Raw genomic sequence first — 12,343 nt, forward strand, 5'->3', positions numbered from 1 at the left:
TGGGGCGGGGCCGCCGCGTCGACGGGCATGAGGCCGACGGGGCTGACACTTCGAATCGTCAGGCGATCGCCCGAACCGTGCCGCCCATACCACTGTAATCCGCCGGCATCCGCCGCGACCCACCGCGCCCGTACCACTGCGATCCGCCGGCATCCGCTGCGATCTACGGTGATCTACCGTGATCTACGGAGGGTTATTCATCGGGGTGACCCGCCGTCACGGAGTTCTCGTACTTTCCGCGCGATTGCTCGGAAAGGTCGTGGTTGTGCACCTGCAACCATCCCACCACACCCTCAAATACGACGAGCCACTATGAGGCCGGCCGGTATGCCCGGCTCACGCCAGAGGCATAGTTGACGACGAGCAGGTCGCCGAGAGGCGTATAACCCGCGTAATCGTCGGTGGTACCGAGCGGAATCGACTCCGAGGCGCGTCCGGTGGCCATGTCTACCAGCACCAGGGAGCGTTCGTCCCCTTCCGTTCTGGCGAAGCTCTGGACCGCGCCTTCGCCGGAGTGATACAGCGCCTGTAGGGCACTCGTGGTGGTGCACCCACCGCGCTTGTCTGCTGCGGTCAGGGAGTTGTCCTCACCGAGGACGACGTCGTTGCCGTTGATGGTGATCGACTCACAACTCGAATCCGTCTCCGAGACCGTGTAGGTCGCCGGGGCCCAAGAGGTGTCGAAGTCCTCCAACCAAAGCCGTGCCTGCTCCCGCGTGAATGGTGTGGGCGACCAGGGGTAGGTTGAGAACGCTGCGTTGGTGCGGAACTTGAACGACTCACTGAAGGTGCCGTCGGGCTCGTACAGCTTGACGGTTGCATCGGTGCGTGCACTGCCGCCGGAGTGAACCAGCCAGCCGTCGGCAAGTGGCCGAATGATATCTGCCTTCTGCGCCTCCAGCAGGTTAGCGGCCCCGGTGTTCACATCGACCACGAAGTACTCGCCGTAATCGGACGAGCTGGCGATTGAATATCCGTCCATGGTTCGGTCGGGCCCCACGGTCATATGCTCGCCCTCCGGGAAAGTGCTCTCCCACAGCAATTCTGAGGGACTTGACCAGCACCGGCAGGTGGCCTCGACGCAGGCGACCGCTCCCGCCGAGGTGACCGTCACCCTGGCGTCTGTGTCCCAAGGCGTGGTGCTGCGCTCCTGAGAGTCGATGTCTATCAGCGTGGTCTCAACGATGATCTGGCCGTCCCACAGCATCGTTCCATCGACGGTTTCGGTAACCTCCTGCTTGGTCTCCCACAACTGCTTGGGACTGTCTCCGGAGATGTCGAATACGGTCACGGTCGCCGTTGCGGACGTACTGGTAGTCCGGACCATACGGTCGCCACGGATGCGCATCGACATCTCCTGTCGGCGGAAGTCCGCGGGAGCCTCCAGGGTCCAGGCCTCCTCGAAGCCGTCCAGCCAGGACGGCGACCACCGGTCGGTGCTCGCCGTGGAGGTGTCGTCGTCTGTCCCCCGGTGGCGCATGATTAAGGCGGCGGTCCCCCCAATCGCCAGCACAAGCACAACCGTCAGCGCGGATACGAGCGCGACCCGTCTCCTCCGCGGCCGCACGGGCGGCGAGGGCGGGGGAGTGGCGCCGACATACCCGTAGGCGTGCGGTGGGGTCGGCCGGGCAGACGCCGGGGGACTTCCTGGCTGTGGCTGCCAGGTGCATGGCGGGGTCTGCGGCGGCAGGTGCCCGGATCCGGAAGAACCGTTGAAGCCGGGGCGGGACGGGGGCGGCGAACTCATACCGCCCAGCCTGTCACGAATAAGTTAAGCGACGCTAGTCCTTGACCCGGTGGGCGGCTGACGGAGTGGCCGGCGGCGGGGAACGCTGACGACTCCCGCAGCGGCCGCACCCGGCCGGTAAGGCTTTCTGGGGGTCGCATTCAGGTGCTATCCAGATAATGAGCGCGCGCGGGTCGCCGCGGCGTTCAGGTGAATTTCTGTGGCTATTTCCAGGGGGTTCCCGGGTGCTTTGCAAGTGATTTCCGGCGATGTTGGTTACAAAGAGAGGCTTGGCAATTCTGGCGGGTGTAGTAATTGTTTCAGAAAGCTGGGAAGACGCCTCCGGTAAATTGCAAATACTGGCTTATTGTCGCATGGTAGTGGTGGCAAGCACAGCGCAGTGATATTCCTATGTCAATCGTTGCCAACCGAAAGGAGATTCCGACATGTCACGGTCAGTATTCGACGGTTCCTCCGCCCCGGACCCGGGCAGCAGCGAGCTCAACCCGCTGTTTGCCCGCCCCGGTGAGGCCTACGACCTGCCGAAGTTCCGCTTCCCCGCCGGGGAGGCGCTGCCCGAGACTGCCTACCAGGTGGTTCACGACGAGGCGATGCTGGACGGCAACGCCCGCCTCAACCTCGCCACCTTTGTGAGCACCTGGATGGACGAGCGCGCCGACCGCCTCTACCTGGAGGCGGCCGACAAGAACATGATCGACAAGGATGAGTATCCGCGCACCGCCGAGATCGAGACCCGCTGTTGGACCATGCTCGCGGACCTGTGGCACGCGCCTGATCCGCAGCACACCATCGGCACCTCCACCATCGGCTCCTCGGAGGCCTGCATGCTCGGTGGGCTGGCGCTCAAACGCCGTTGGCGCAACGCCCGTCGCGCCGCCGGCAAGCCGGCCGACCGGCCCAACCTGATCATGTCCAGCGCCGTGCAGGTGTGCTGGGAGAAGTTCTGCAACTACTTCGACGTCGAACCCAGGTATGTGCCCATCACCGAGGAGCACAAGGTCCTGGACGGCCACGCCCTGGAGGACTACGTCGATGAGAACACCATTGGCGTAGTAGCCATCATGGGGGTGACCTACACCGGCATGTACGAGCCGGTCGCCGAGATTGCCCGGGCGCTGGACGACATCCAGGAGCGCACCGGCCTGGACATCCCTATCCACGTCGACGGCGCCTCAGGGGCCATGATCGCACCCTTCATTCAGCCGGAGTTGGAGTGGGACTTCCGCGTGGAGCGGGTCGCCTCCATCTCCACCTCCGGCCACAAGTACGGGCTGGTCTACCCCGGCATCGGCTGGGTGGTGTGGCGCGAGCGTGCCGCCCTGCCCGAGGAGCTGATCTTCGAAGTCTCCTACCTGGGCGGACAGATGCCCACCTTCGCCCTGAACTTCTCCCGCCCGGGTGCCCAGGTGCTGCTGCAGTACTACATGTTCCTGCGGCTCGGCTTCGACGGCTACCGCCGGGTGCAGTCCAACAGCCGCGATGTCGCCCGGTATCTGGCCGGTCAGATCGCCGACATGGGGCCCTTCGAACTGTGGAACGACGGCTCGGACATCCCCGTGTTCGCCTGGCGGCTGCGCACCGATCACGGGGGCAAGTGGAACCTGTACGACCTGTCCGACCGGCTGCGCATGAAGGGCTGGCTGGTGCCCGCCTACCCGATGCCCGACGACCTGACTGATGTCACCGTGCAACGGATCGTGGTGCGCAACGGGCTCAGCCACGACCTGGCCGACGCCCTACTCGAGGAGATGCGCGCCGCGGTGGCCTACCTCGACCGGCTCGACGGGCCGCTGCCCCACGAGTCCGACCGCCCCGCCGCCTTCCACCACTGAGGAGCAGAGATGTCTACCATGACTAACGGCGCCGTGAATAGCGGCTCCGCCGTCGACGGCGATGGGCCCACCGTCCCCGGGCAAGTGACGGCCCGCCCCGCGGCGGGCATGTCCGTGTTCAACCTGGCCATGCTCACCGTGGTGGCCGTGGCCTCGCTGCGTTCACTGCCGGCCATGGCCGGCTACGGCCTGTCCTCCATCGTGCTCTACCTGATTCCGGCGGTCCTGTTCATGGTGCCCACTGCGCTGGTGGCCGCCGAGCTGGCCACCGGCTGGAAGGGCGGGGTGTTCATCTGGGTACGCGAGGCCTTCGGGGAGCGTTGGGGCTTCGTGGCCATCTGGTTGCAGTGGGTGCAGAACGTCGTGTGGTACCCCACTCAGATCGCCTTCATCGCCGTGAGCCTGTCCTATGTGGTCGGCGGCGGTTCACTGGCTAACAATGGCGTGTACGTGGCCGGTGTCATCATCGTCCTGTACTGGGTGTCCACCCTCATCACCCTGGCTGGCGGCAACCTGTTCGCCAAGGTGGGCTCGTGGAGCGGCATCATCGGCACCCTCTTCCCGGCGGCGCTGCTGATTGTATTCGGAGCCGCCTGGCTGATCTCCGGTACCCCCTCCCAGACGGAGCTGACGACGTCGGCGATCCTGCCGCCGTGGACGGGCCTGGCCTCCATCGTGTTGATCGTGTCCAACGTGCTGGCCTACGCGGGCATGGAGGTCAACGCGGTCCACGCCAATGACCTGGCCGACCCCGGCCGCGGGTACCCGCGAACGGTTCTTATCTCGGCGGTGATGATCCTGGCGATCTTCATCCTGCCGACCCTGGCGATCGCCGTCGCGGTCCCCAAGGCGAGCCTGGGTGTGGTGGACGGCATCAACCTGGCCTTCCAGACCTTCTTCGACCACTGGCACCTGGCCTGGGGCACCCCGGTGATCTCGTTGCTGATCGCCCTGGGGGCCTTCGCCTCCGTGGTCACCTGGATCGCCGGCCCGTCCAAGGGACTGCTCGCCGCCGCCCGCACCGGCCTGCTGCCGCCGTTCCTGCAAAAGCGCAACGGCGCCGGCGTGCAGCGCTCCATCCTGCTGCTGCAGGGCGTGATCGTGACGATCCTGGCGCTGCTGTTCGTGGTCATCCCCAACGGCAACACCGCCTTCGTCACCCTGATCGACATGGCTGCGGCGCTCTACCTGATCATGTACATGATGCTGTTCGCCGCCGCCATCCGCCTGCGCGCCACCCGCCCGCAGGTGCGGCGCACCTACCGCACTCCGGCCATGGGGCTGGTGGCCGGCGTCGGCTTCGTGGCCTGCGCGGTGGCTTTCGTGCTTTCCTTCGTGCGCCCTTCCGGGTTCACCGGCCTGAGCACCGTCGGCTACGCCCTGGTGGTGGGGCTGGTGATCGTGGTCCTCGGCGTGCCGCCGCTGATCTTCTACGCGCTGCGCCGCCCCGGCTGGCAGCTCGAGCCCGACCACGCCGTCGGCGACGCCATCCTGGTCAACCCACCGGACCCGCACGATCCTGAGGGCACGGCGCAGCCGGGTGCATCCAGACGGCACCTGCGAGTGGTCTCGCGCCGCTCCGGACACCACATTCTGGGACGGGCCTCGTAGCGGGACCGGAGTCTCGTTCACACACCGATGCCTCGGGGCTGAGCGAGCCCGCCACCGACCCGGCTCGCGGGTCCCACACCGTCTTCCAGGCGGCGGTGGGGCCCGCGGGTGCATGATGCACCCATGCGCGTCACCGGCATCGATCACTTCGTCCTCACCGTCGGCTCGATCCCCGCCGCGGTCGACTTCTACACTCGCATACTCGGCCTGGAGGTCTTCACCTTCGACGGCGGCCGGGTTGCGCTGCGCCTGGGGGAGTGGGCATGAACGCCGCACCCTCTGACGTGATCATCCGCTCCGCCCGCCCCAACGACGCCGCACGAGTCGCCCGCCTGCTGGCACTGCGGGGCATCACCGTGGAGGAGGCGCTGGAACAGGCGCCGCGCATGATCGACGCGCTGCCGGTGCTGCTACTGGCGTCCCTCCCGGCCGGCGACGTAGAAGCCGCCGGAGACGATGACGCGGCCGCCCCGGTCGCCCTGTCCGGCGCCTTCGTCCTCCCGGGTGACCTTCAGGAGGGCCGCCCGGAGCGATGGATGGTCTCCGGTCTCATCGTTGATCCCGGCGCCCGCCGCCGCGGCATCGGCCACACCCTGCTGGCCGCCGTGGGTGCGGCAGTGCAGGAGATCGAGCCGGGGGAGGACCTGTTCAGCGTGGTCGAGACGGCCAATCACGCCTCCGTCGCGGCCCATCTCGCCGCGGGCTTCGAGGAGGCCGCCCACGTGGACGGGTACGCGGGCCTGGTCTTCGACGGCGACGCGCTGCTCATGCGCCGGCCGGGCGACTCAGTCCAGTAGCGGAAGCAGATCCCGCAGGCTGGCGACCACCAGCGCACCGGGAGCGTCATCCGGCAGGGTCACCGACGTCCCCGGGCGCACCAGCAGCGCCGCGGGCATGCCCGCCTCCCGGGCGGCAACCACGTCGATCGGTCGGTCGCCGACGCACAGCACCTCCGCCGGGTTCAGCCCGTGCCGCTGCGCCAACAGCAGATTCATGTCAGGGCTGGGCTTGCGGGCGATGCCATCGGGGGCGCAGACGACGTCATCCATCTCCAGGTGCAGCCCATGCAGCAGTGCAGTCGCGGACGCCCGATCCCGGTGTGTGGCCACCAGGTTCAGGCCGCCCAGCTCACTGACCCGCGCCATCACCTCCCTGGCGCCGTCCATTACAGGTGCCGGCCGCGTGCGCCACCGTCCCTTCAGGCGGGTGTATGCCGCCTCCAACGATTCGGGTTCCAGATTCCGCTCGGCGCTCAGGGCGGCGATCGCATGGGCGATGGAATGCCGGGTCAGGCCGGTCACGTGCCGCAGGTGTTCCGGGTCGGCGTCGCCGAAGGCCGCCTCGCACAGGGCTCGGTCCACCTCCGGGTAGGTGTTCACCAGTGTGCCGCCCATGTCCCAGATAATGTGACGCATGCAGTCATTGTCCCCTCAAAGCGCTTCGGCGGGTGGCGATTCGACGACTCCGTCCGCACCCGTCGATCATGCCGTGCCCTGGGCCATGCAGATCGCCGTCCATTACGACAAGGTCCACCCGCCGCGCCGCATCGACGTGGCCGAGGCCGCGGCCCGCGCAGTCGTCTCGGTACTGGCCGATCGGCGTGCCCTTCCCGGCGGTCTCTGGCACGATGCCGTCGAATCCTGGAAGAACGGGCGCATCCGCAAGCTGGTGCGGCGCGCGCGAGGCCGGCGGTGGGAGGAGATCCAGGAACTGCCCGGCATCACGGCCGTCCAAGCGGGACCGAGCGGTTGGGGCAGGGCCGAGGCGCGCGCCATCGTTCCCGGGCCGGTGCGCCCGCTGCCGCCGGCCTTGGCCAAGACCCAGGTTGAGGGCACGCACTTCCCCCACGGGGATGAGTTGCCCCCGCCGCCGGCCGCGATCACCGCGGCTGTTGCCAAGGATCCGGATGCGGTGGGTGGGATCGCCCTTACCAGTGCCTCGGTGTCGGAGTCCGCCCCGGTGACGGTAGAGGTCACCCCGTTGGAGGAGATGACCAGTGGGAAACTGTGCGCTCAAGTGGCCCATGCGGCTCAACTGGCCTGGCAGAGTCCCCGCATGCCGGTCGCCCTGCGCTCACTCTGGGCCGATCGAGATTACCGGGTGCGGGTCGTCTTCCCGTCTGAGGCGTCTTGGCGGGAGCACCCCCGGCCCGTGTCGGTGATGGATGCTGGATACACCGAACTGGCGGGCCCCACGGAGACCACGCGCGCCTACTGGTGAGCGGGGCCGCGGTTCAGGCGTGCTCGGTGGCGGGTTCGGGCGTACCGCGGAAGACCCATAGCCGCATCAGCGCGTACAGGTATACGCCCTCGCAGCACGCGGAGACAAACCGTGCCAACTCGGCGTTCATGCCCAGCATGTGCAGCAGGCTCGATAGGCCCAGTATGAATATGACGTACTGTGAGACCAGGCCGACGGCGTAGCGCGACCCCTGGGCGGTCAGTGATCCGTGGGACTGGAAGTTCAGCCACCGGTTCAGCAACAGCGAGTACACGCCGGCGATCGCATAGCCGACGGTGACGGCCAGCGGGTAGAACCAGTGCAGGCGCTCGTAGAACAGCCACAGGAAGGCAATGTCGATGAGGAATCCGGAGCCGTTGATGAGCGCGTAACCGATGAAGGTGACCGGAACGCGACGACGTACGATACTCGGGAGCAGCCGATGAATACGGCCGAGCAGACTCAGGAAGACTCGTGGGGCGCGCCGGGTCGGATTCTCCAGGTGGGCGTTGAGCCGCCGGTGGGCCGTGGCCGTGGTCTTAACGGCGTTAGACGTCCGGCCCGCGTGGGAGGATGCGCGCCGCCTCCGCAAGCTTCCGGATGCCGTAATGCTCGTCATGGTGATCCTTCCGGGCGCCGCCCGCGCCGCGCCTACAGGCCCGAGTTTTGTGCGTCGGCGAGATCCTCGCAACTCCTGCCGGATGAAGTCTTGATTCCGAAAGCATGAGGCCGCGGCCTCATGACTCATCCTCAAGGATGAGAGGCGTCCTTGAGTGCAGTGACGATCTCCTGGCGCAGCAGGTCGCCGCCCGCATCCGCGGGGTGATGAATCGTGTGAATGCCGAGCGCCGCCGCCGCGGAGATGTTGGTGGCGTTGTCATCCACGAACAGCGTCTGCCGCGCGTCCACGCCCGCCAGGTGCAGCGCCGTGCGGAAGTACTCGGGACTGGGCTTGGCCACCCCGAGGGTGCAGGAGTAGGCGTCCACGTCGCACAGGCCGTCGTAGCCGAGGGTGGAGCGCATCCAGGCACGACGCTCGTGCTGCTGGTTGGTGGCCAGCACCGTGAGATAACCGGCCGCCTTAAGGTCACGCACGAGTTGCCAGGCGAGCGGGTCCGGCGTGGCCCGCCACCACAGGTCCAGCAGTTCCTCCACGCTCGCGGTGAGTCGCAGCTCACCGCCCAGCCGCTCCAACAGTGCGCGCAGCGGTTCGCGTCCCTCCAGGGCGGGCTCCTCCTCAGCGAGGAGCCGACGGCAGAACTCCGCCCCACCGCCTGCGGTCAGTGCCTGCTCCCAGGGCGTGCCGATCAGCTGCAGGACGCCGTCGGCGTCGAGCAGCACGGCGTGTACCGGGCTGGTGCCGAGCGCGGGAATGGCAGGCGGGGCGGGTGAGGGGACCGACGTCATAGGGCGATAGTGACGCACGGCGGCGCGAAGTGCCAGCTGGATCCGGCCATTCAGCGGGCGAGGGAGGTGGCGGAGCGTCGCGGAATCAGGGTTGGGGCGGCAACCCGATCGGCTATTCGGGAGTCGTCGCCGCCGGTCTGTGCGGCGAGCAGATCGAGTGCCCCGACCGCGATCAGGTCGAAGGGCACGCGCACCGTCGTCAGCGGCACGGCCAGTTGGCCGGCCAGAGGCGTGTCGTTGTAACCGACGACGCTGAGGCCCTCCGGGACCGAACGCCCCAGTGCCTCGGCTGCGGACAGGGTTCCCATGGCCAGGGAGTCATTGGCGGCGAAGACTGCCGTGAGCTCCGGTGCCTGGGCGAGTACGGCGGTAGCCGCCTCGCGGCCGGCGGTGAAGCCGAAGCCGCAGTGGCGGATGTAGGCATCCGGGACCGGCAGACCCGCCTCCGCCATGGCACGTTGGTAACCGGCCAGTCGCTGCCTGGCGGTGGAGGTGAAATCAGGCCCGGGAAGCACCGCCACGGCGGTGTGTCCGAGATCGATCAGGTGCCGGGTGGCGAGATAGCCGCCGAGCTCGTCGTCGCACACGGAGGAGGGGGAAACGCCGTCGGTGCGCAGCGCAAGCACGTGTGGCACTCCGTGTTCACGCAGGGAGCCGGGCAGGGGGTCATCGAGCCGCGCGGTGGCCAGCACCAGGCCGTCGACTCGCCGGGCCAGCAGCGAGTCAACGGCGCGGGACTCCGCCACGGAGTCGTCCCCGCATACCGACACGAGCGCGAACCGGCCGCGGGAGGCCGCCTCGGCATAGATCGCCTCGAATAGGAGTGCCATCACCGTGTCTGACAGGCGGGGCACCAGCACCCCCACCGTGCGAGTGTCGCCGCGGCGCAACGCTGAGGCGGCGGCGTCACGGCGGTAACCCAGGCGCGCCGCGGCCTCCCGTACGCGCTGTGCAGAGGCGGAACGGGAGGCGGGCAGACGCTCGTCGAGGATCCGGGACGCCGTCGAGGTGGATACGCCCGCGGCGGCGGCAACGTCCTTGAGAGTTACGGTCTTCACGGCAGCGCCTCCTCGCTCGCTGACCGCATAGTAGCGGCGCCTGGGCGATCGGGCGGTCGCCAGCCCATCAGACGACGACGGCGGCCAGGGCGAAGCCGTAGATGACGCTCAGACCCGTGGCCATCAGGCCCGGGATCAGGAAGGGGTGGTCGAAGAAGTGCGTACCGAGCTGAGTCGACCCGGTGTCATCAAGATCCACCGCCGCCAACAACGTCGGATAGGTCGGCAGGATGAACAGGGAGGAGGTGGCCGGGAAACAGGCGACCACGGTCGCCGGAGCCACACCGATCGCCAGGGCCGTCGGGAACAGTGCCTTGGTAGAGGCGGCCTGCGAGTACAGCAGCGAGGAGGCGACCACTACCAGGATGGCGAACAGCCACGGCTTGCCGGTGAGCGCATCACCCAGGTGGGCCTGGATCCAGTCCTGGTTGGCGGTCATGAAGGTGCTCCCCAACCAGGCGACACCGAGGATGCAGGCGCAGGCGTTCATGCCGGTGCGGAAGATGGACGAGCCCGGTATCGCCTTCGGATTGGCCCTGCACAGCACGATGATCGCGCCGGCGGCGGCCAGCATCACCGAGATGCGGCACTGACCGGCGTCCATGACCGGGTCGGAGATCAGACCGACCTTTTCGGAGATGACGATGGAGTAGGCCAGCACCAGTACCAGTGCGATCAGGAATATCAGCACCGAAAGCTTGGCGCCCGGCCGTAGCTCGCGGACCTCATGCCGTGGCGGTGAGACCTCTCCCGCCGCCAGCCGGCGCTGATACTCCGGGACCGTGTCCAGCCGATCCGTGCCACGTGCCTTGTCCCAGAGCATGAAGACCAGCGCCGTGGTCATGGTGCCCAGGAAGGTGGCGGGAATCGACACCAGGATCAGGTCGATGAAGGTCCACCCGGTGTTCGTCTCCTCCAACTGGCCGGAGAGGAATACCACGGCGGCGGAGATCGGGGAGGCGGTGATGCCCAGCAGTGATCCGGCCACGCCGACCGCCAGGGGCCTGGTGGGCCGAATGTTGTTCTCCTTGGCGACCTCCACTATGACCGGCATGGTGGCGAAGGACACCTGCCCGGTGGAAGCGGCGAAGGTGAGCAGATAGGTCACCAGGGGGGCCAGCAGGGCCAGGTGCTTGGGGTGGGCGCGCAGTAGCCGGTCGGTGAGATTGACCAGGTAGTCCAGTCCGCCGGCCACCTGCATGGCTGCGGCGGAGTAGATGACCACCATGATGAAGACAATGACTTGCATGGGCAGGTCGCCGGGGGTGGCGCCCAGCAGACCGAGGGCGACCACGCCGGCCCCGCCGGCGAAGGCAATGCCGATGCCGCCGATTCTGGCGCCGATGAAGATGAAGGCTAGGAAGACGAGGAACTGTAGAAGGATCACGGCCTACTCCATTGTGGGCGGTGGGTCGGGGGTCGTTCTCAATGCGGTTGTTGAGCGGCGGCGGCCGTCCCGGGGCGGTCCGGTGTGGGCCGGCCACCGTATGTTCCGGGGCCGGCACGCCGGGACTTCGGCGCGGGCCCGTGGTCCAGGTGACCGCAGGCGAGTCTGCGGTCACCTGGGCCGCGTCGGGTCCGGTGGCCGGTGCCGGCCTGTGCCCATCAGGCCGGGATCTCGGCCTTACCGAGGCCGGCGGCGGCCAGAGCGGCGGATATCTCCTCGTGGGCGCCTTCCGCCAGTGGCCGCAGCGGGGAGCGGACGGTCGCCGTCTCCAGCACACCGCGCTCCACCAGCGCCTCCTTCAGGGCCACGGTGCCCTCCATGTGGCTGCCGCGGTGGTAGACGGCCTTGGTTACCGGCAGGAGCTGGTCGTGGATGGCGCGGGTGGCGTCGTAGTCGTGGGCCTGACCGGCCTTGAGGAGCGTGATGAGCAGCTCGGGGGCGATGTTGCCGTAACCGACCAGGAGGCCGTCGACGTCGAACATGGTGTGCAGCAGGTACTCGTCGTGGCAGCTCATGATGGTCAGGTCCGGGAAGGCCTCGCGCAGGACGGGGATCTCCGTGTCCCAGCGCTTCATGTTGCGCACGCCGTTCTTGGTGTAGTGCACGCCGGGCAGGGCGGCGATCTCGAGCTGGGTGTCGAGGTCGTAGGAGCACTTGGTGACGTCCGGGTACTGGAAGAGGATCTCGTTGAGGCCGGTCTCCTCGTAGATGGCCTTGTAGCGGTCCTGGGGCGCGCCGGGCTGGAAGCCGAAGCGCAGCCAGCCGTGGGAGGGGTAGATGAGTCCGGCGGTGGCGCCGGCGTCGACCGCGCGGCGGGCCTCCTCGACCGCGACCTTCGTGCCCTCGCCGGTGATGCCGGCGACGACGGGGACGCGTCCGTCGGTGGAGGCGACGAAGGCCTCGATGACGGCGACCTGTTCGGACTGGGTGAGGAAGGTGCCCTCGCCGGCGTGGCCGAGGACGACGAGGGAGGTGACCTCGGGGAAGGTGCCGAGCCAGGAGCCCAGGCGCTTGATGGCGG

Annotated in this window: 12 protein-coding genes; 5 read left to right on the forward strand and 7 right to left on the reverse strand. The window is 67.9% G+C overall.

Annotation, left to right across the window (positions count from 1 at the left end; all coding sequences use genetic code 11):
- Nucleotides 1-310: 310 nt before the first annotated feature.
- Nucleotides 311-1,747 carry a hypothetical protein gene (locus Q4A20_RS13670; RefSeq protein WP_303123795.1) on the reverse strand — a complete coding sequence of 479 codons (1,437 nt, stop codon included), beginning with the start codon at nucleotides 1,745-1,747 and terminating at the stop codon, nucleotides 311-313.
- 425 nt (nucleotides 1,748-2,172) lie between these two features.
- On the opposite strand from Q4A20_RS13670, the gene Q4A20_RS13675 reads away from it, so the two are divergent.
- From Q4A20_RS13675 to Q4A20_RS13690, 4 genes are all read left to right on the forward strand, one after another.
- Nucleotides 2,173-3,579, forward strand: coding sequence for a glutamate decarboxylase (locus Q4A20_RS13675; RefSeq protein ID WP_303123796.1), 1,407 nt, complete (start codon nucleotides 2,173-2,175; stop codon nucleotides 3,577-3,579).
- 9 nt (nucleotides 3,580-3,588) lie between these two features.
- Complete coding sequence (locus tag Q4A20_RS13680; RefSeq protein ID WP_303123798.1) at nucleotides 3,589-5,190, forward strand: amino acid permease; 1,602 nt, start codon at nucleotides 3,589-3,591, stop codon at nucleotides 5,188-5,190.
- A gap of 123 nt (nucleotides 5,191-5,313) precedes the next feature.
- A complete protein-coding gene (locus tag Q4A20_RS13685; protein ID WP_303123800.1) occupies nucleotides 5,314-5,457 on the forward strand; it encodes a VOC family protein in 144 nt (47 codons plus the stop codon).
- Nucleotides 5,454-5,987 carry a GNAT family N-acetyltransferase gene (locus Q4A20_RS13690; RefSeq protein ID WP_303123801.1) on the forward strand — a complete coding sequence of 178 codons (534 nt, stop codon included), beginning with the start codon at nucleotides 5,454-5,456 and terminating at the stop codon, nucleotides 5,985-5,987. Before Q4A20_RS13685 ends, Q4A20_RS13690 begins: the two co-directional genes overlap by 4 nt.
- Here Q4A20_RS13690 and Q4A20_RS13695 read toward each other — a convergent pair.
- Nucleotides 5,976-6,605 (reverse strand): HAD family hydrolase, encoded by a 630-nt coding sequence (locus tag Q4A20_RS13695; RefSeq protein WP_303123802.1) that lies wholly within the window; start codon nucleotides 6,603-6,605, stop codon nucleotides 5,976-5,978. The two genes, Q4A20_RS13690 and Q4A20_RS13695, sit on opposite strands and share 12 nt — an antisense overlap.
- Nucleotides 6,606-6,690: 85 nt before the next feature.
- Between Q4A20_RS13695 and Q4A20_RS13700 the strand changes: the two genes are divergently transcribed.
- A complete protein-coding gene (locus tag Q4A20_RS13700) occupies nucleotides 6,691-7,410 on the forward strand; it encodes a peptidyl-tRNA hydrolase (protein ID WP_303123811.1) in 720 nt (239 codons plus the stop codon).
- A 13-nt stretch (nucleotides 7,411-7,423) separates the two neighbouring features.
- Here Q4A20_RS13700 and Q4A20_RS13705 read toward each other — a convergent pair whose 3' ends face one another.
- From Q4A20_RS13705 to Q4A20_RS13725, 5 genes are all read right to left on the reverse strand, one after another.
- Nucleotides 7,424-8,029, reverse strand: coding sequence for a GtrA family protein (locus tag Q4A20_RS13705; protein WP_303123803.1), 606 nt, complete (start codon nucleotides 8,027-8,029; stop codon nucleotides 7,424-7,426).
- A gap of 131 nt (nucleotides 8,030-8,160) precedes the next feature.
- The gene (locus Q4A20_RS13710; RefSeq protein ID WP_303123805.1) at nucleotides 8,161-8,817 is read right to left on the reverse strand and encodes an HAD-IA family hydrolase; all 657 of its coding nucleotides are present in this window, start codon (nucleotides 8,815-8,817) and stop codon (nucleotides 8,161-8,163) included.
- Between the two features lie 50 nt (nucleotides 8,818-8,867).
- Nucleotides 8,868-9,875 (reverse strand): LacI family DNA-binding transcriptional regulator, encoded by a 1,008-nt coding sequence (locus Q4A20_RS13715; RefSeq protein ID WP_303123806.1) that lies wholly within the window; start codon nucleotides 9,873-9,875, stop codon nucleotides 8,868-8,870.
- A 67-nt stretch (nucleotides 9,876-9,942) separates the two neighbouring features.
- On the reverse strand, nucleotides 9,943-11,262 hold the full coding sequence (locus Q4A20_RS13720; RefSeq protein ID WP_303123808.1) for an anaerobic C4-dicarboxylate transporter family protein: 1,320 nt from the start codon (nucleotides 11,260-11,262) through the stop codon (nucleotides 9,943-9,945).
- A 218-nt stretch (nucleotides 11,263-11,480) separates the two neighbouring features.
- Nucleotides 11,481-12,343: dihydrodipicolinate synthase family protein (locus Q4A20_RS13725; RefSeq protein ID WP_303123810.1), on the reverse strand; the 863-nt coding region annotated here is incomplete at its 5' end.

This window comes from Actinomyces sp., assembly GCF_030530635.1.
Classification (GTDB): Bacteria; Actinomycetota; Actinomycetes; order Actinomycetales; family Actinomycetaceae; genus Actinomyces.